We start from the raw sequence: 18,531 nt of genomic DNA, 5'->3' as shown, positions 1-18,531 counted from the left end.
GGACAAGCCATGGGGCCTGCACGGGCAAGCCATGGGTCGTGCATGGACAGGCCATGGGTAGAGTCGACTGTTAGTCGACTGCTTTTCGTTCGGAGCGGGCAGAAACCGCGCTGCGCGCGATAGTCGACTAACAGTCGACTCTACCCGGGGAGATCCTGGCAACGGCCTGGAACCTGATCCAGCGCGCGATATACCCGCTCCGCCGCATCGAACACATTGCCCGGTGCGAACTGCTCCCCCAGGTAGTGCAGCGACTGCCGGCGCAGCTGCGGCGATCGGTCCTCTCCGTCACTGCCCAGCAGCACCTGCTGGAACTCGATCAGGTCCTGCAGAATGCGCCAGTGCCGGTACCAGGCGATCCAGCGTGGGTCACCGCGGTCGCTGCCGTAGCCCTCCTCGAACCCCAGTGGATTCTCGCGACCCCAGCGCCCGCCAACAGCGGCACCGATGAACATCAGGTCACGCTCGCGTGGGGCCAGCGACAGACCATCCCAATCGATCAGGTGCAGGCCCCCGTCATTGCCCATCAGCAGGTTGCCGGCATGCAGATCGGTGTGGCACAGATGCAGGTCTACCGGCGCGTCCTGCAACGCCGCGAGCAGCTCCCGTGCCTGCGCATGCAGCGCCGCGATGCGCGCATGCTGCTGATCCCATACCGAAACGAATGCGCGACCCAGCCCGTCCTTCGCGGCCGCCAGGCCCTCGCCGGCCAACCATTGCCCGACGGTCTCCAGCGCCGCGGTTTCCAGCCGTACGATCGGCAGTGCCTGCTGCAGTTCCGCTGGCAACTGCGCGCCATGCAGGCGCCGCAGCACCTCCCCCAGCCGTTTCCACTGCGTGCGGCTCAACGCCGCCTCGAATCCGGACTGGCCTTCCACATACGGGAACAGGGTGAACTGCAATCCCCAGCGCTGCACAGACGCACCACCGGTCAACGCCGGCCACGGCGCGACGATCTCATCGATACCCAGCGTGCCGCGCATCCAATGCAGGCTGTCCCACACCGCTGGGGCGACCTGGTAGGTACGGCATTTCAACCACCACTGCCCGTGCCGCGCATCGACGCGATACACGCTGGCATTGGCGTCGGCGCCCACCGGGCGTGGCACCACGGCGGTGGGGGTGATGCCATAGGATTGTTGCAGGACTTCGCCGAGATGCTGCGCCGAAGCGAATGACATGGATGCAAGCGGAAAGTGTTACCTGCCACCACTATCGCAGATGCGTTCGCCGCGGCACAGACATGTCCGTCACAACATCACTTGAGCACGACCAGGGAACTAGCCTGCGATGCGCCGCATCACCGTCTCCAGCGGGCCGCGTGCGAACTGCCACGACCATAGCCAGGCCGCGCCCGTCGCCAGCATCAGGAACAGCAGCGCCCACAGCAGCACCGATGCGAGCGACGCGCTGCCATCGAGCAGGCCCAGGCTTTCCAGCGTGCCCATGCCCAGCAGGATGTGGCCCACATACAGGGTCAGGGTCATGCGTCCGGCCGCGGTGAACGGCTCCAACCAGTCACCCGGTCGCACACGCGCCAGCCACAGGCAGGCGGCGATGACACTGCAGGCCGCACCCGCGCCCGTAAGCATATAAGCCGGTCCCGGCGGCATCGGCTGCGTTCCCAGCCACACCTGCCAGGACGTTCCCTGCGCGAGCTGCTGCACGCCATGTCCAGCCCCGATCAACAGCAGCCCCAGCACCAGCAATGCATGCTGCACCCGCGGCTGCGACAACTGAAGCCGTGCCAGCAGCATCCCCAGCAGGAAGAAGCACAGCCACGGCATCAACGGGTGGAAGCCATTGAACAGCAGGTTGCGGGCCGCGCCCGGCCATTGCCACAGGCCGGCATATTCCAGCGTCTGCCAGTTCCATCCCTGGCTGTAATCCCAATGCAGCAACGCCCAGAACGAACAGGCCGCCAGGCCCACGATGCTGGCCAGCAGCACGCGCGGCGAGGCACGCAGCCACACCACGGCCAGCGCGAAGTACACCGCGTAGTAATGCAGGATGTCGGCGGGGAACACGGTCAGATTGAGCAGGCCCAGCACCAGCAGGAACAGCGCGCGCCGCCAGGTCTGCACACTGGCCGGCCACCATTGCTGCCGCTGCGTAGCCAGCACCAGGCCAAGACCGGCCAGGGTGACGAAGGTCGCCGACGCCTTGCCTTCCAGCAGATGGAAGAATCCTGCCAACCAACCCTCACCCTCTGCCGGCACGGCCATCGCCAGGCGGAAGTTGACCAGCACCATGCCGGCCAAGGCGAGGTAGCGGGCCAGATCAAGGCCGTGCAAGCGCCGGTCAACGGCGCTCATGCGCGTGCCCCGAGCAGCAGCGCGAGCAGGCCAAGATCCAGCGATGCCCCATCGGTGCCATCGGCTTCGCCCAGCCCCCGACGCAGTGCATCGCTTTCGATGGCATCCAGCAGCACCTGCGCCTGCAGTGCCGCTGCCAGCACGGGACGCCGCCGCTCGCGCTGAGCCAACTGCTGCAGGGCTTCGGCCAGCGTCGCCTGCAATTGCCTGCGATTGGCCGCGAAGGCCTCGGCCACGGCCGGATTGCGTGCGCTCTCGGCCAGCACTTCGACGGCAAGCGTCGCCCATTCCGGCTGGCGGCACAGTGCGTGGAAGTCCTGAAGGAAAACCAGTACCTGTGCACGCTCGCCATCGGACGCGGCCAGTCGCTGCAGCAAAGGTGCCAGTTCTTCGCTCTCTGCCACCGCCACGGCAAGGATGATCGCTTCCTTGCCCGGGAAGTGGTTGTAGAGATTGCCCAGGCTGACGCCGGCCGCCTGCGCGATGTCACGCATGCTGGTCTGGTGGAATCCCCTGACGAGGAAGCACTGCAGGGCGGCCTGCAGGATCTGCGCGATGCGTTGCTCGTTGCGGTCGGTTCGGCTCATGGTGCAGATAGTGAACGAACGTTCGTCCATTTAAAAGATAGGTCCCAGATCATCGCCGGGCTTCGTTCAGCCAACCTTGACCTCAACTGCGGTTGAGGCCCGATGCTGCGCGCCCTGCCCCATCCTCTCCCGGAGTTCCTGCATGCCACGGATGATCGCCACCCTGCTCGACAGCCGCGTGCTGTGGTTCCTCGCCCGACTGCTGCTGGCCGTGGTGTTCCTGTCCTCGGGTCTGGCCAAGCTGCTGGCGTGGGATAACAGCGTGGCCGAAATGCAGGCGGCCGGGCTGCAACCGCCTGTGCTGTTCAACCTCGCCAGCGCCGTGGTGCTGCTGGGCGGCGCACTGTGCCTGCTGCTTGATCGCCTGCTCTGGCTGGGCAGCGGCGCGCTGGCAGTGTTCATGCTGCTGACCATCGTCGTCGTGCATACCTTCTGGACCAAGCACGGCGCGGAACAGCAGCTGGCCCTGTTCTTCGCGCTGGAACATCTGAGCGTGGTGGGTGGCCTGATCTGCGCGGCCATCGCCAGCCAGGCGCGGGCTCAGAAGAATTCGTCAAGCAACCGGTAGAACGCCAGCCGTCGTTCGTCGGCAACCATGCCGTAGCGCTGGAACAACGGCGCCACCCAACGCGTGTCGCCGAAGTTGTGGACCAGGCTGCGCGCGGCCAGCGCCAGGTCCTGGTAGCGGTCGGCAACACCCAGTCGCCCACAGTCGATGAAACCGCTGAAACGCCCCTCGACCACCATCAGGTTCGGCAGGCAGGCATCGCCATGGCTGACCACCAGGTCTTCATGATCGGGCCGGGTGCTGCACAGTTCAGCGAAGACCTGCTGCGGACTCTGGCCCAGGCGTTCGTCATCGAAGTCATCTGCATCCACCAACCCCGCCTCGACCCGTGCCTGCGCGGCTTGCAGTCGCAAGTGCAGTCGCTGGTCAAACGGACAGGCTGCCAGCGGCAACGCATGCAGCCCGCGCAGCGCGTCGGCCAGCAGTTCCACCAGCTGCTGCGGCGCGAGTTCCGGCGACGAAGCCAGGTCGCGGCCGGGCAGCGCGCTCATCAGCAACCAGCGCCGGCCCGCTTCTTCGGCGGTGGCAATTACCGTTGGTACCGGTTGTCCCTGTTCCTGCAGCCAGCGCAGGCGCGCGATCTCATCACCGAGCTCACTGAAGGCGTCGATCACTTCCGACTTCACGAAGGCATCGGCCTGCCCCGGCCGTTGCACACGGGCTACATCCGCGCGCGACACGCCGATCGACTGCCGCTCGATGCGCGCATCGGCCAACGTTTCCTGCCATGCCCACGGTAGCGGCATGCCATCAGCGAAGGGATCAGGTGCTTCCATGCCGGGGTGTTCCTGTTGCCGGTGACCCCACCGATTTTCGCTCACCCTGCACGAACCGCGGCCAACAGCAGCGCGGAAAGGTACATGCCCACGCCAAACACGCTGTGCGCCACCAGGCTGCGCAGGCGTGCCTTGCCCGGCGCCGGGGTCTTCGAAGCGGCAATGCCGGCACCCATGCCCGGCTGCAGGATGAAGAACGGCGCGGCAACGCTGAGGATGCCGAAGGCCAGTGCCGGCCACAGGGTGGGTGCCTGCGCCCAATCGCTTCCTGCCACGGCCAGCAACAACGCGGCGAAAACCACCCCGATCACGTAATGCGCGGTCCAGCCCAGCGCGCGCTCGCCACCGACCGCTGCCGCGCGGCCGATGCCGTTGTGGCGGAAGCGCCCGCGCGGCAGGTGCCCCAGCCAACGGCCCACCATCGCGAAATCCAGCGAGGGAATGCCGAACAGCCGCCGCTGCACCACCGCCCACAGGTCCATTACTGCGGTTGCTCCCACGCCGACTACCACCGCATCCATCACAAATGTCGCCTGGCCAGGCATATCGCACACCTTCAATTATTTGCTTGAATGATAGAGCGATGCTAGCGTGCCCCGCATGAACGCTGCAACAGAGCCACCACCCTCGCCGCTTGAGGCCTTGGCCGAGATCGCCCGCACGCTCGGCCATGCCCATCGCCTGGCCCTGCTGGAGCACATCGCCCAGGGCGAGCGCGCCGTGGAACGCCTGGCTGAACTGACCGGCCTGTCGGTGGCCAATACCTCCCAGCACCTGCAGCAGCTGCGCCGTGCCGGCCTGGTACAGACCCGCCGTGACGGCAAGCGCATCCTCTACCGCAGCGGTGATGGCCCGCTGGGCAACCTGCTGGCCGCACTGCGCGACTATGCCGACCACCAGCGCAGCGAAATGCACGGCGTGATCCACGACAGCCTGCAGCGCCGCGATGCGCTGGAAGGACTGACCGTGGAGCAGCTGCTGGAACAACGCAGCAGCGTGGTGCTGCTGGATGTGCGGCCGCGCGAGGAATTCGATCTGGGCCACCTGCCAGGCGCGCTGAACATTCCCGTTACAGAACTGCGTGCACGGATGGACGAACTGCCGCGTGCCGTCCACATTGTCGCGTACTGCCGCGGTCCCTACTGCGTGCTGTCCAATGATGCGGTGGCGATGCTGCGCGAGGCCGGACTGACCGCGCAGCGGCTCGCCGCCGGTTACCCCGAATGGAAGGCCGCCGGCCTGCAGGTGGACCTGCCCCGGCACTGAGCGAGACACCGGTCATGGATGATGTGTTTGCCCCGTTGATCGATGCGACCTGGCGCGGCGTGTTCTCCGGGCAGCGCACGCTGCGGGACGATCCACAGCTGCAGTTGGCATGCAGCGATGATTTCGATGAGGGCGAGGACGGCATGCTGCTGCAGCCGGTCGTGGGCCCCGCTCGCGCACTGTTGCGCCCTGCCCTGGCGGCTCGCCTGCACCTGCATGCGCAACCGCACTGGACGCTGGCACAGCTGCAACAGCGCCTGCAGCAGCTCGGCCAGCGCACGCATGGTGCGGATCGTGTCTTCTACTTCCCTGCCGCAGAACTTGCGGCCCTGGCCGCGCGCCCTGCACCACCACATATCCGCCGTCTCGACCCGGCCGACGCAGCCGCGTTCGAGGTGTTCCAGGCCAACGCCAGCGAAGAGGATCTCGATGCCGCCTGGGTCGAGCTGGACCACTGGCAGGTGTTCGGCGCCTTCGATGGCGAGCGGCTGGTTGCCGCGGGAAGCATGTACCCGTGGAGCGTGGATCCAGCCCTGGCCGACATGGGCGTGCTGACCCTGCCCGAGGCCCGCGGTCGCGGGCACGCACGCCAGCTGGTACACGCCATGGCCGTGTCCGCGCAGGCGGCCGGGCTGCAGCCTCAGTACCGTTGCCAGCTCGACAACACTGCCTCGATCATTACCGCCGAGCGCAGCGGCCTGCGCGCGTTCGCCGACTGGGACACCATTCTGGCTGCCGACTGAGGCCGCCGCAGTACAACAAGGAAGCAACATGAAATTGATGGTCATCGGCGCCAGCAGGGGCCTGGGTCGGGCGTTCGTGGAAGGCCTGTGCAGTGCGGGCGACACCGTCATCGGCGTTTCGCGCAGCCGTCCGCGCGACCTTGAATGCCCCGAGGGTGTCACCCTGCAGTGGATCGAGGCCGATCTGTCCCAACCCACCCTGGCTGCCAATCACATCGCAGCGCAGGCACCGGCCGATCTGGATGTGCTGATCCACAACCTGGGCATCTGGGAAGAGACCGCCTTCAGCGACGAGTACGCCTTCCTCGACGAGAGCGATGCCGCGCTCACCCAGCTGGTCGACGTCAACATCACCGCGACCCTGGTGCTGCTGCAGCGCCTGCTGCCGCGGGTGCTGGGCGCGCCACGCCCGCAGCTGGTGCTGACCGGCTCGACCTCGGCACTGCCGCGCAGCGGCCGCCCGGAAGTGGCGTTCGGTGCATCCAAGTTCGCACTCAACGGCATCGCCGATGCACTGCGCGAGGGCTTCCGCGATCGGCGCCTGGCGGTGACCAGCCTGCAGCTGGGCTACCTCAACGCCGACGATGCACTGTCGGTGCCGGTGGCAGAGGCCGCAGCACGTGGCGACGGTGAGCTGGTGCCGGTGCACGACGTCGTTGCGATGGTGCGTGCGCTGCTGCAGTTGTCACCGTCCGGCTTCGTGCGCGAACTGGTGCTGCCGGCCATTGCCGACCCGCGCTACTGACTACCCCTGCTCAGGCCAGGCTCGACCTCTTCGCGCAACAGGTACCCAAGCACGATGGCGGCCAGCACGGTCGCCATCGCCAGGGCAAACAGCTGGCCACGGACGGCCTCCACGTATGCCTGGGCAAGCGCCGTTCTCGAAACGCCGGGCAATGCCTCCACCGCTCCGCCAAGGTCGCCCATGGACAGCCTGTGCATGGCGGCACGGGCCACGACGCCGGCCTCCAGCATCATGTCCCCGCCAATCCGGGCCGAGAGCATGATGCCGACAAGCGCGAGGGCAATGGAATCGCCTGCCAGTCGCATCGCATTGAAGATGCCAGCGGCCATGCCGGCCTGCTCCTTGCCGACCACGCTGACCGCCAGGCCATCCATGATCCCCCAGGGAAGGCCGATGCCGATTCCGATGACCAGCATCGGCATCCAGCGCACCGACGGGAACTGGAACACCTGCGCCAGCCATGCCAGCCCAAGCGCACCGATCAGCAGGCCCGCACAGCACAGCGTCCGCGCCGGAATCCAGCGCAGCAGGTAGCCGGCAACCAGGGGAACAACCAGCAAGGGTGCAGACAGCGCTGCCATCGCCAGTCCAGCCTCGGTGGGTCGCAGTCCTTCAACACCGATGAAGCCAGCCGGCAGCACGACCAGAAGGACGACGTAGGAGAACGCAGGGGCAGCGGCCAGAATCTGCACGCCAACAAAACGCCGGTTGCGGAACAGCCCGAGATCCAGCAGCGGTGTTCGATGGGAGCGCTCAACGGCAATGAACACGCCCAGCAGCACCACCGAGAGCGCCAGCAGTACCAGCGTCTGCGGATGCAGCAGGCCACGTTCCGGCACCACGATCATGGCGTAGGTGAGTGAGCCCAGCGCCAGCATGAAGGTGATGGCCCCCAGCCAATCCAGGCGTGGCGAACCGGCGTTTCTCGATTCGGCGGATGACAGGGCGACCAGCGGTACGGTCAGGGCCGCCAGCAACGCAGGCAGGAAGAACACCCATTCCCAGCCCAGCGCATCGATCAACCCGCCCGCCAGCAGCGGACCGCCTGCGGCCCCTGCACCAAAAGTGGTGCCGATCAGGCTGAACACCCTTGCCCGCGCCTGGCCGTCGAACACCTGCGCCAGCGACGCCATCGCGCCGGCAAACGCTGCCGACGCCGCCATCCCCTGAAGCAGTCTCAGGACATTGATCCACGCCACATCGGGCATCAAGGGAATCAGGCCGGTGACGAGTGCAAACAACGCGCCGCCCAGAATCCAGATCCGGCGCCTGCCATGCAGATCGGCCAGTCCACCGGCCACCAGCGTGGTGCAGCCGTAGGTCAACAGATAGGCGTTGATGATCCAGGACAACGCCGCAGGGGAACCGCCCAGCGCGTCCCGGATGGCAGGAATGCCCACGGCAGGGCTGGCAATGCTCAAGGGAATGGTGAGCGCCGTCAGACAGCCTGCCAGCACCACGCCAAAGCGTGATGATCCGGCCGTCTCAGCAGAGGCAACAGACATGTCGATGAAACTCGAGCGTGGCCAAGCGCCACCGCATTGATGCTATCGACGACGCTATTGCGTAAGAATCCGTCATTCGCTCCATGCTTTAATGACACAAACGTCATCAATGGCCACGTCATGGACAGCTTTGCCGGTCTCAGCCTCTTCGTTCTGGTCGCCGAGGCACGCAGCTTCGCGGCCGCAGCACGACAGCGTGGCATCACCCCTTCGGCCGCAAGCAAGACCATCGCCCGGCTGGAAGAGCGCCTGGGCGCCCGCCTGCTGAATCGCAATACCCGCAGCGTCAGCCTGACTGCCGAAGGCGAGCAGTTCCTTGAACGCTGCCGCCGCATCATGATCGAGGTCGCTGCGGCAGAACGCGAACTGACCGATGCCCAGGCCGCGCCCAGCGGTCGCCTGAAGGTCAGTCTTCCACTCGCCAGCGGTCTGATGCTGCCGGTGCTTTCGGCGTTTGCGCAGCGCTTCCCCGCCATCGAACTCGACCTGCACTTCAGCGACCGCCTGGTCGATGTCATCGAGGAAGGCTTCGATGCCGTCGTCCGCACAGGCGGCCCCGCCGACTCCCGGCTGCACGGCCGCAACCTCGGCAGTACCCGCCTGCTGTGCGTGGGCGCCCCTGCGTACTTCGCCCAGCGCGGCACGCCGCAGCACCCGGACGAGCTGAGCGGCCACGCATGCCTTCTCCATCGCTTTCCCGGCACCGGCCTGATCGAACGCTGGCCACTGCCCGCACGTGAGGGAGGCGCTGAAACCCGGCTGACTGCCGCAATGACCGCCAATCATCTTGAGACGATCCTGCACATGGCCATCGATGGCCATGGCATTGCGTGCCTGCCCGACTTCGCCACGCGTGATGCGCTGGACCGCGGTTCGCTCGTCAGCGTTCTGGACCCATGGAGCACTGAGCGAAGCACCTTCTGGGCCCTCTGGCCAAGCCATCGCCATCAGCAGCCGCGTGTACGCGCGTTCGTGGATTTCATGGCAGAACACCTCCTGCCCGAACGCAGCCAGCGCAATTGAACCTGCGCGCTGCTGCGACTACGCTGCTCGTCACTGGCCGTCGGTCACAGGCGGGAACCTGCTATGGATGCGCTTTCACGGGTCTCGGCCCAGGTCCTGGACAGCGCCCTGCCCAGCCTGCCGCTGTACCTGCTGCAGGCCACGGCGGTCATCGGCATGGTCGGCGTGCTGCTGATCGCCACCCGTCGCGCCGGCCACGCCATCGAAGGCCGCCGCCTGTACGTAGGCGTAGCGCTGGGCCTGATCTACCTGTTCAACTCGTGGTTCGTGGCCCGCTATACGCAAGGGGTGGTCAAGCTCCATCTGGGCTTCGACATCCTGCTGGTCAGTGGCATGCTCGGCGGCTGGCGCGGCGGCCTGGCCTGCCTCGGCGCCAGCCTGCTGGCCCGCTACCAGTTCGCAGGCACGCTGTACTTCCTGCCTGCTGGCCTTGAGGCCGCACTGCAGATGTTGGCAGGCGTCTGGCTGCGCAGGCGCCTGCACCCGCGCATGCTCAATGAACTCTCGCTGCGCATGATCCTGCAGGCCTGGGGCGTACGCATCGCCGTCACCGCGTTCGGCTTGGCCCTGGGCGTGGCGATCATCGGCGCCGAGCTGCTGCCGGTGGAAGAGCTGGCGATCCAGCGCCTGCTGGCGCTGCCGCTGTCACTGCTGATGCTGGGCGCGGTGTTCGCACTGGTCTACAACGATGCGCAGATCGACGTGCAGCGCCAACGCGAACAGGCCTGGCTGCGCATCGATCCGATCAGTGGCCTGCCCAACATGCGCGCGCTCGGCGAACGCCTGCAGCACTTCTGGCGCGACAACGACGGCATCGGCAAGGCCTGCCTGATCGTGGCCGAGATGGGCAACCTGCGCGATCTGCGCCTGCGCTATGGTCCGCTGCAGGACAACGGTATCTGGCAGCGCGACAGCACCGAAGAAGTACATCGGCTGCTGCCCTCGCTGCCGGCCGCGCAACTGGAGATCTACCAGTTCGGCGATGCCGCGCTGGCGATCCTGGTGCGCGACCTGGCCTTGTCCGAACTGCGCACGCAACCGCAGATCACCGAGCTGGCCAGCAACCTGGCCGAGCAGGTCGGCCGCGATTGGCCCGGTTTCCGGCCGCTGTTCCGCTGTGCAGTAGTCGAATTGAAGCCCCCCGTAGATGCCGACGAGGGACATCTTCCGTTCCGTGCGATCACCGTGGCACTGAGTGCGATCGAATCCGGCGTCGTGTTCTTCGACGACCCGATCCAGCGCGACAGCGAAATCGACGCCCTGATCGAAGTCGCTCTCGAACGTTGGCTGCAGCAGGGCGACGCACCGCTGTGCTACCAGCCCAAGCATCGCCTGCAGGATCGCCAACTGGTCGGCGCCGAAGCACTGCTGCGCATGCGCGACGGCGAGGGCCGGCTGATCGCGCCGATGCGGGTGATCTCCCTGCTGCGCCGGCAGGGGCGATTGGCTGAACTGGAATGGGCCACGCTGCAATCGGCCATCCACTTCCTGCAGCAGTGCCGACGCGATGGCTGGCAGCTGAAGATCGCAGTGAACGTTTCGGCCGAGTCACTGCGCCTGCCCGACTTCGGCCTGCGCCTGCAGGAACTGCTGCAGCTGCATGATGTGCCCGGTGCGATGCTGCGCCTTGAGATTGTCGAATGGACCGAGATCGTCGAGCGCGACGCGGTCGATGCCAACATCGCACAGCTGCTGGCGGCAGAGGTCACCCTGTCGCTGGATGATTTCGGCGCTGGCTATTCAACCCTGATCCTGCTCTCGCAGCTGGCCATCGCCGAGGTCAAGATCGAACAGGCGCTGATCGCCACACTGTCCGACGCCAAGTCGCAGTCGATCGTGCGCTTCATCGTCGAGGTTGCGCACCGCTGCGGCGCGATCGTGGTGGCCGAAGGTACCGAAACCCTGGCGCAGGAGCAGAAGCTGCGGGCCCTGGGCGTGGATGTCGGCCAAGGCTATCTGTACTCGGCGGCGCTGCCGGCCGACGAGTTCCGCCGCTTCGCCGCCAGCTAGACCGCGTAGAAACCGAGGAACATCGCCACCGCCGATTCGGCCACGCGTGCACGCTCCTCTGCGTTCAACGGCGCCTGCCCCATCGTCACCTGGGGCCAGAACGCAAAGCTCTTCACCAGCCCGTGCAGCTGGTGGCCAGCGAACTCCGGATCAACCTCACGCAACCGGCCATCAGCGATGGCCGCGCGGATCCACGCACTTTCGCCACTTTCCTTCTCGCCCATGCGGCAGACGATGGCCTGCGCACGCTCCGGTGAGTGGATGATCTCGGCCATCGCCACCCGCGCCAGGTCGATGAAGTTGGCATCGCTGAGCAGTTCCAGCTTCTGGCCCAGCAACTGCAGCAGCTGCGTCTGCAGCGGCTGGTCGGCGCGGTACGGCAATGCGTCGCTGGCCACGCTGCGCTCCCACAGCTCCTCCAGGATCATCGAGAACAGCGCTTCCTTGCTCGGGAAGTGGTTGTAGACGGTGCGCTTGGAGACCCCGGCCGCCTCGGCAATGCGGTCCATGCTGGTCGCCTCGTAGCCCGCGGCACGGAACTCCTCCACCGCCGCGCGCACGATGGCTTCGCGTTTGCGGTCGGTCAGGCGTTGCGGGGCACGGGGCATGGCGGGAACCGGATAACTGAACGGATGCTTCCATTTTACACTCGGCAGTGTACTTTTGGAAAACCCGAAACTACACTGTGCAGTGTACTCAGCGGACGTCACCCATGAAGCGCCTGCTCCTTGTCCTCCTGCTTGGAATCCTCGCCGTGACCGCCTACACCTTCTGCAAGTCCTGGTCCCTCCCCGACTTCCCCGAGTCGCCGCAGTACCGTGATGGCAAGTTCCGCAATGCCCTGCCCCGTCCAGCGATGGGCCTGCGCGACGGCCTGGAGATCTGGTGGACGTTCCTCTTCAACAAACCCAAGGGCACCGTGCCCGCGCACCCGATTCCAGTGCAGCCGCTGGACCGCGCCACACTGGACGCCGCGCCGGACCGCAGCCTGTTCCGGCTGGGGCACTCTACGATCCTGCTGAAGCTGCGCGGCCAGTACTGGCTGACCGACCCGGTGTTCTCCGAGCGCGCCTCGCCGGTGCAGTGGATGGGCCCGGCCCGCTTCCATGCGCCGCCGATCAGCATCGACGATCTGCCGCCGATCGCCGGCGTGATCCTCTCGCACAACCACTACGACCACCTCGACCACGCAGCGGTGATGCAGCTGGCCGGCAAGACCGCGCGCTTCATTGCACCGCTCGGCGTCGGCGACCAGCTGATCGCCTGGGGCGTGGACGCCAGCAAGGTCGAACAGCTGGACTGGTGGCAATCGACCGAGGCCAATGGCCTGCGCCTGACCGCCACCCCCGGCCAGCATTTCTCCGGCCGCGGACTGGGCGACAGTGATCGCAGCCTGTGGGCGTCATGGGTGATCCAGGACGATGATTTCCGCATTTTCTTCAGCGGTGACACCGGCTACTTCGATGGCTTCAAGGCCATCGGCGAAAAATACGGTCCGTTCGACCTGACCATGATCGAGACCGGTGCCTACGATCCGCGCTGGGCGTTCGTGCACATGCAGCCGGAACAGACGCTGCAGGCGCACCTGGACCTGCGCGGCAAGTGGCTGCTGCCGATCCACAATGGCACCTTCGATCTGGCCCTGCACGCATGGCAGCAGCCGTTCGAACGCATCACGGCATTGGCGGCCGCAAAGAATGTGCCGGTGGCCACGCCGATGATGGGCGAAGCACTGGACATGCAGGCGCCGCAGGCGGGTACGCGATGGTGGGAGACGGTGGAGCTGTAATGCGATGGGCTCCGATTCTGGCCGCTGCTACGTCTTCGGGTGAAGCCTGCGCCCTTCCCGGGCCAGATTGATCTGCAGCGCAGCGGCGGCGAGCTCGGTCATTTCCGTCGTGACTTTCCCGCTGCCGCGCGCTCGCAGCCAACCGAGAATGTCGACCAGATGCCAGATCGAGGTCGAGCCGTCATGCACGGGGGACGGAAACGACTGCGGGTTGGCCAGCATGAGCTTCCGCATGTTCTGGCGCGACATTCCGAGCAGGTCTGCGACGTCAGTGAGCCCCACCAGATCGGGGCTCACTTCAACCAGTTCGGCACCGGGCACGGCCCGCTGCACATCGTCCAGCGCCGAACGCAGGGCAGCCCCTGCGCTGTCTGCTTCGCGGCAGAACGCCAGGGCCAGCCGTCCCGGCAGCCCAAGGCCCACAAGCGCGTCGTCACAGCCGCCTTCGGCCAGGCGCTGCTCGAGGACGCCGATTTCATTGCCTGTGTCCGGCAAGCGGTACTTCAGGGTGAAGTTGAATTCCATGATTGACCCCTTCGCTTCTGACGAAGCCTGATCTCATTGCTCACGACTGCAGTTCTCGACCACACGCCGCAAGGCCCTTGCATGATGGCTGCCGCTTCGCGGCGTGCTCCAGACGCTCACGATGCAGAACTCCCCGCATCGGCAATCGGTGTCGTTGTAAGGGCAATACATCCGGCCCCACGCATGGCCGCACGCCATACGGAGCCTCCACCCACGGTCCTCCGCGAACTGCAACGCCGCTTCGATGTCCTTGTCTGGATGACGCGCTCGAGACATTCCTTGTTCTCCATAGTCTGCACACGGCTCACGTAAGTTGTCAAATGACAACCAAACTAAAAGACTTGCGATGTGACCCTAGCCAATCCGCGCTACACGTCCAGAGCCACATCCGTCAGCCCTCCCGTGATGGCGGGGCCAGCGTCCAGCGGCGCTGCAGTGCGTCATGTAACCGATTACATCCCTTGCTAGCGTAGCGCTCGCCCGATTCCGGTCGAACCTGCGAGGCTGTCCGTAATGACGTTGCGCGCCGAACGCTCCAAGGTCTCCACCCCGCTTTTCCCGTTGCGCCTTGCCGCGGCCCTGCTGTTGGCCGCCCTGGTCTCCAGCGCACAGGCACAGACCCTCACCCCGCGCAGCCAATGGCAGGCCAGCAGTTCATCGCAACAGGTACCGGCGATGGCGATCGGCCACCTGATCGACGGCGACCCGAAGACCGTGACCGGCGGCGCCTTCAGCCCCGGCCACTGGTTCCAGATCGACCTGGGCGCGCCCACCCTGCTGTCCGGCGCGCGCCTCACCTGGGATGTCTCCAATCCGGAAGGCTATTCGCTACAGACCTCACTGGATGGCACGCAGTGGCAGACCGCGTACACGATGGCCGATTCACTGGGCGATGTGGAAACGCTGTACTTCGCGCCGCGGCAGGCGCGCTATCTGCGGCTGGCCAGTCCGCAGCGCACTTCCGACTGGGGCGTGTCGATCTTCGAGATGGAGCCGCTGGACAGCACGCTCAGCGCACGCATCAGCGGTATCGATGCAACGCAGGCAGCAGCGCTCTGGCAAGGCGGCGGCACCGTCCCGATTCCGGCCGGGACAAATGGATCCCATGCGTTAGAGATCACGCTGCCGCAGGCTCAATCGACGGCTGGTCTGGTGGTCGACTGGGCTGATGGCAGCCGCGGCCCTGCCCGATTGCAGGTTCAGGATGCACAGGGCCGGTGGCAGGACCTCGCGCACGATGCGCAGGCGGCCAGCCACCGCCAGAGCTGGCTGGCCGCCAATGCCGCACAGGCCGTGCGTGCATTCCGCCTGAGCGTGGATGGATCTGCACCAAAGGTGGCACGCCTGCGCCTGCTCGGCCCAAAAGCCGTGATGACACCGATGAAGCAGTATCAGATCGCCGCCAGCGGCGCGGAGCGCCCGTTGTTCCCAGCCTCACTGCAGATGCAGCAGACCTATTGGACGGCCGTCGGCGTGCACGCAGGACGACAGAAATCGATCTTCGACGAGTACGGAAACCTGGAAGCCTTCAAGGGCGCGCCGTTGGTGCAGCCGATCTGGCGCAGCGCCGATGGGAGCACTGCGGGTGCGGCCGGGCAGAACGTGCAGCATGCATTGCGGGACGGCTGGAAGCCGATGCCCTCCGCTACCTGGTCACCGCAACCTGGCCTGGAGCTGCGCAGTGAAGCGTTCGCCATCGAGCGCAATGGCCAGCCGGTGACCTTCCTGCGTCATCGCCTGCACAACACCGGCGGCACCAGGATCGACGGCACGCTCAGCCTGGTCGTGCGCCCGATGCAGATGAATCCACCGTGGCAGAACGGCGGGCTGTCACCCATCCGCGATGTGGCGATCGATGGACAGGCCGTGCGCATCAATGGACGCACGCTGCTGCAGTCGCTCACGCCGGTGGCTGCGTCCGGCGCGGCGCCGTTTGGCAGGGAAGGCGCAACGGAAATCACCGCGACCCTGGCTGCCGGCCAGCTGCCCTCCACGCAACAGGCGCGTGATGACCAGGGTCTTGCCGCCGCCGCGCTCAACTACCGTGTATCACTGGCACCGGGCGCCAGCGATGCCATCGTGGTCGCGTTCCCGCTGGGTACTGCCGCCGCCGATAGCAAGGGCGCACTGCCCGAGGCGCCTGCGCTTGATCTGGCCACGCTGCCCCGCGATGCCAATACGGCGTTCGATTCCCTGGCCACGCAGGCCTCTGCGGACTGGCAGGCACGGCTGGGCCAGGTCGGGCTGCGCCTGCCCGATCCCTCACTGGTCGACATGCTGCGCGCGCAGGCCGCCTACATGCTGATCAACCAGACCGGCCCGGCCATGCAGCCCGGGCCCCGCAACTACAACCGCTCCTTCATCCGCGACGGCATGGCCACCTCGGCGGTGCTGCTGCGCATGGGCGAAGCACGCGTCGCGCGCGACTACCTGGCCTGGTACAGCGAACACGGCGTGCATGCCAACGGCCTGGTCTCGCCGATCCTCAACGACGATGGCAGTGTCAACACCGGCTTTGGTTCGGACATCGAGTACGACAGCCAGGGCCAGTACGTGACGCTGGTGGCCGATGTCGCGCGCCTCGATGGCGGGCCAGAAACAGTGCGCGCCTATCTGCCGAAAGTGAAAGCGGCGCTGCGCTTTCTGCAGGAACTGCGCGAGCGCACGCTGGTGCCCGGCTACAAGGCCGACCAGCCGGCACCGGAACGCTTCGCGGGCATCATTGCGCCGTCGATCAGCCACGAGGGCTACCCCTCGCCCACCCACAGCTACTGGGATGACTACTGGGGACTGAAGGGCTGGCACGACGGCGCGTGGCTGGCCGAGGCACTGGGCGACCACGAGACTGCTGTCTGGGCGCGCGAGCAATACAAGCTGCTCTACGGCGCGCTGCACGCCTCTATCCAGGCGACGATGGCGTGGAAGGGCATCGACTTCATCCCCTCCTCGGCCGACCTGGGCGATGGCGATCCAACCGGCGTATCGATCGCACTGGACCCCACCGGTGCGCAGAGCGTGCTGCCCGCCGAGGCACTGCGGACCACCTTCGCGCGTTATCTGGAGGATGTGCGCAAGCGCAGCCAGCCCGAAGCGCTGTACGCCTATACGCCGTATGAGATCCGCAACGTGCTGAGCTATGTGCACCTGGGCCAACCGCAGGTTGCCGATGAGCTGCTGCAGGGACTGCTGCATGATCGGCGCCCGCTTGAGTGGCAGGTACTGGCCGAGGTCGTGCACTCGCGGCTGCGTTTCCCCCGCTACCTGGGCGACATGCCGCATACCTGGATTGGTGCCGAGTATGGCCGCACGCTGTTCGGCATGCTGATGCGCGAAGACGATGATGCATTGTCATTGCTGCCGGGCACGCCGCTGTCGTGGGTGGCGGGCGATGGGTTGGCGGTGGAGCGGCTGCCGACCGCGTATGGCACGTTGCAGATGCAGGCGCGGCAGCGCGACGGCACGCTGACGGTCACGCTGGGCAAGGGGTTGCGCAGCGGGACGGCAGTGAAAGTCTGGTGGCCGGCGCGCACCATGCCGAAGACGGTGCGTGTGGATGGGCATAGCGTTTCCGACTTCGATGCCGAGGGTGTGCGGCTGGCGAAACCGTTCAAAACGCTGGAGGCGCGCTGGTAAAGCAGCCGAGCAAGGCTTGGCTCTACAAAGCGGGGGGTCACCCGGGCCACGCCCGGTGTCATTGCAACGTTGGCAACCCCGGCGGATTGGTCTGCGACTGCGGCACGGCTTCCTCGGCCACGTTCCATCGCTTCAGCGCCTGCGCATAGGTACCACTGGCAATCTGCGTGTTCAGCGCCTGCGTCACCGCATCAGCCAGGCCGCTGCCCTTGCGGGTGGTCACCGAGATCGCCGCAGCGTTCGGCCATCCGCCGGGGAACAGGCCCACGCGCCGCACCTTGCCGTCGCGTGCCGAGTACGCGCCGGTGGCATTGGGCTCGAACGAGACATCGGCCCGCCCGGTGATCACCGCCAACCGGCCGACCACCGCGTCATCGAAGTACTGGTACTCCACCGGCTTCAAGCCGGCAGCGATGTTCTGCTGGTCCCACTGCCGCAGGATCTGGTCCTGGTTGGTGCTGGCACCGACCACCACCTTCAGCCCGGCAACGTCGGCCGGCTTTTCGATCTTCTGGATCGGCCCATCAGTGCGCGTGTAGATGCCCAGCAGGTCGTAACGGTAGCTGGAGAAATCGAACTTCTTCTTTCGCTCCTCGGTGACCGTCACGTTCGACAGCACCGCATCGTACTTGCCCGATTCCAGCCCCAGCGGCCAGTCGGCCCACGCCACCGGCACGATCACCAGCTTCAGGCCCAACGCATCGGCGATCAGCCGTGCGATGTCGGGCTCGATACCGACCACGTCCTTGCTGTCGGCGCCGTAATCGGCCAGCGGCAGCTGCCCCGGGTGGGTCGCCACGGTGAATGCGCCCGGCGTGACGAAGCGGTAGCCAGCCGGAATCAAGGCCTGCGCCTTCGGGTCGAGCGTGCCCTTCAGGATGGCGGTGTTCGCGCCGGCCAGGCTGGTCGCGGCCACGGCGCCGGCATCCGGGGCCTGGCGCACGCGCGAGTAGACGATGCCGGCGATGCCGATGACCAGCACGCCTGCGATCAACAAGGTGCTGCGTGAGGGGCGACGGGGTGCTGCAGGGCTCATGGCATTCCTT

General features: G+C 66.3%; 17 protein-coding genes. 8 read left to right on the top strand and 9 right to left on the bottom strand.

Annotated elements, in window-relative coordinates; genetic code table 11:
* Positions 1 to 140 precede the first annotated feature (140 nt).
* From AC5P7E_RS14700 to AC5P7E_RS14690, 3 genes are all read right to left on the bottom strand, one after another.
* Entirely contained in the window at positions 141 to 1,181 is a 1,041-nt protein-coding gene (locus tag AC5P7E_RS14700; RefSeq protein ID WP_049396302.1) for an aminoglycoside phosphotransferase family protein, read from the bottom strand.
* A 99-nt stretch (positions 1,182 to 1,280) separates the two neighbouring features.
* Positions 1,281 to 2,315, bottom strand: coding sequence for a DUF418 domain-containing protein (locus tag AC5P7E_RS14695; protein ID WP_099473028.1), 1,035 nt, complete (start codon positions 2,313 to 2,315; stop codon positions 1,281 to 1,283).
* The gene (locus AC5P7E_RS14690; protein ID WP_033834488.1) at positions 2,312 to 2,902 is read right to left on the bottom strand and encodes a TetR/AcrR family transcriptional regulator; all 591 of its coding nucleotides are present in this window, start codon (positions 2,900 to 2,902) and stop codon (positions 2,312 to 2,314) included. Before AC5P7E_RS14690 ends, AC5P7E_RS14695 begins: the two co-directional genes overlap by 4 nt.
* A gap of 142 nt (positions 2,903 to 3,044) precedes the next feature.
* Between AC5P7E_RS14690 and AC5P7E_RS14685 the strand changes: the two genes are divergently transcribed.
* Positions 3,045 to 3,470: a DoxX family protein gene (locus AC5P7E_RS14685; protein ID WP_060380028.1), complete on the top strand. Its 426-nt coding sequence runs from the start codon at positions 3,045 to 3,047 to the stop codon at positions 3,468 to 3,470.
* Here the strand turns inward: AC5P7E_RS14685 and AC5P7E_RS14680 are convergent.
* Positions 3,443 to 4,246, bottom strand: coding sequence for an APH(3')-II family aminoglycoside O-phosphotransferase (locus tag AC5P7E_RS14680; protein ID WP_062606334.1), 804 nt, complete (start codon positions 4,244 to 4,246; stop codon positions 3,443 to 3,445). The genes AC5P7E_RS14685 and AC5P7E_RS14680 overlap by 28 nt on opposite strands.
* 41 nt (positions 4,247 to 4,287) lie before the next feature.
* Entirely contained in the window at positions 4,288 to 4,791 is a 504-nt protein-coding gene (locus tag AC5P7E_RS14675; RefSeq protein WP_062606330.1) for a DUF2938 domain-containing protein, read from the bottom strand.
* 55 nt (positions 4,792 to 4,846) lie between these two features.
* Between AC5P7E_RS14675 and AC5P7E_RS14670 the strand changes: the two genes are divergently transcribed.
* From AC5P7E_RS14670 to AC5P7E_RS14660, 3 genes are read left to right on the top strand one after another with little or no spacing between them, the layout of a single operon-like run.
* Complete coding sequence (locus AC5P7E_RS14670; RefSeq protein ID WP_005409356.1) at positions 4,847 to 5,512, top strand: ArsR/SmtB family transcription factor; 666 nt, start codon at positions 4,847 to 4,849, stop codon at positions 5,510 to 5,512.
* A 14-nt stretch (positions 5,513 to 5,526) separates the two neighbouring features.
* Entirely contained in the window at positions 5,527 to 6,255 is a 729-nt protein-coding gene (locus tag AC5P7E_RS14665) for a GNAT family N-acetyltransferase (RefSeq protein WP_005413134.1), read from the top strand.
* Between the two features lie 28 nt (positions 6,256 to 6,283).
* On the top strand, positions 6,284 to 7,000 hold the full coding sequence (locus tag AC5P7E_RS14660) for an SDR family NAD(P)-dependent oxidoreductase (protein ID WP_111117623.1): 717 nt from the start codon (positions 6,284 to 6,286) through the stop codon (positions 6,998 to 7,000).
* On the opposite strand, the gene AC5P7E_RS14655 is transcribed toward AC5P7E_RS14660, so the two are convergent.
* The gene (locus tag AC5P7E_RS14655) at positions 6,994 to 8,505 is read right to left on the bottom strand and encodes an MFS transporter (RefSeq protein ID WP_062606328.1); all 1,512 of its coding nucleotides are present in this window, start codon (positions 8,503 to 8,505) and stop codon (positions 6,994 to 6,996) included. The genes AC5P7E_RS14660 and AC5P7E_RS14655 overlap by 7 nt on opposite strands.
* A gap of 39 nt (positions 8,506 to 8,544) precedes the next feature.
* Between AC5P7E_RS14655 and AC5P7E_RS14650 the strand changes: the two genes are divergently transcribed.
* The gene (locus AC5P7E_RS14650; RefSeq protein ID WP_414490139.1) at positions 8,545 to 9,528 is read left to right on the top strand and encodes a LysR substrate-binding domain-containing protein; all 984 of its coding nucleotides are present in this window, start codon (positions 8,545 to 8,547) and stop codon (positions 9,526 to 9,528) included.
* 63 nt (positions 9,529 to 9,591) lie between these two features.
* Positions 9,592 to 11,538, top strand: coding sequence for an EAL domain-containing protein (locus tag AC5P7E_RS14645; protein ID WP_062606326.1), 1,947 nt, complete (start codon positions 9,592 to 9,594; stop codon positions 11,536 to 11,538).
* Here AC5P7E_RS14645 and AC5P7E_RS14640 read toward each other — a convergent pair.
* A complete protein-coding gene (locus AC5P7E_RS14640; protein WP_060380552.1) occupies positions 11,535 to 12,146 on the bottom strand; it encodes a TetR/AcrR family transcriptional regulator in 612 nt (203 codons plus the stop codon). The two genes, AC5P7E_RS14645 and AC5P7E_RS14640, sit on opposite strands and share 4 nt — an antisense overlap.
* A gap of 104 nt (positions 12,147 to 12,250) precedes the next feature.
* Here AC5P7E_RS14640 and AC5P7E_RS14635 point away from each other — a divergent pair, with 104 nt between their 5' ends.
* Complete coding sequence (locus AC5P7E_RS14635; protein ID WP_059034253.1) at positions 12,251 to 13,327, top strand: MBL fold metallo-hydrolase; 1,077 nt, start codon at positions 12,251 to 12,253, stop codon at positions 13,325 to 13,327.
* A gap of 27 nt (positions 13,328 to 13,354) precedes the next feature.
* On the opposite strand, the gene AC5P7E_RS14630 is transcribed toward AC5P7E_RS14635, so the two are convergent.
* Positions 13,355 to 13,852 carry a helix-turn-helix transcriptional regulator gene (locus tag AC5P7E_RS14630; protein WP_012479990.1) on the bottom strand — a complete coding sequence of 166 codons (498 nt, stop codon included), beginning with the start codon at positions 13,850 to 13,852 and terminating at the stop codon, positions 13,355 to 13,357.
* Between the two features lie 513 nt (positions 13,853 to 14,365).
* On the opposite strand from AC5P7E_RS14630, the gene AC5P7E_RS14625 reads away from it, so the two are divergent.
* Positions 14,366 to 17,485: a discoidin domain-containing protein gene (locus tag AC5P7E_RS14625; protein ID WP_099497617.1), complete on the top strand. Its 3,120-nt coding sequence runs from the start codon at positions 14,366 to 14,368 to the stop codon at positions 17,483 to 17,485.
* Positions 17,486 to 17,543: 58 nt separating this feature from the next.
* Here the strand turns inward: AC5P7E_RS14625 and AC5P7E_RS14620 are convergent, their stop codons facing one another.
* Positions 17,544 to 18,521 carry an ABC transporter substrate-binding protein gene (locus AC5P7E_RS14620; protein WP_024956912.1) on the bottom strand — a complete coding sequence of 326 codons (978 nt, stop codon included), beginning with the start codon at positions 18,519 to 18,521 and terminating at the stop codon, positions 17,544 to 17,546.
* Positions 18,522 to 18,531 lie beyond the last annotated feature (10 nt).

It is taken from the genome of Stenotrophomonas sp. YJH_SMC_25, from assembly GCF_059369595.1.
Note: the sequence above shows the minus strand (reverse complement) of the source record. Positions and strands in the feature narration are given on the sequence as shown.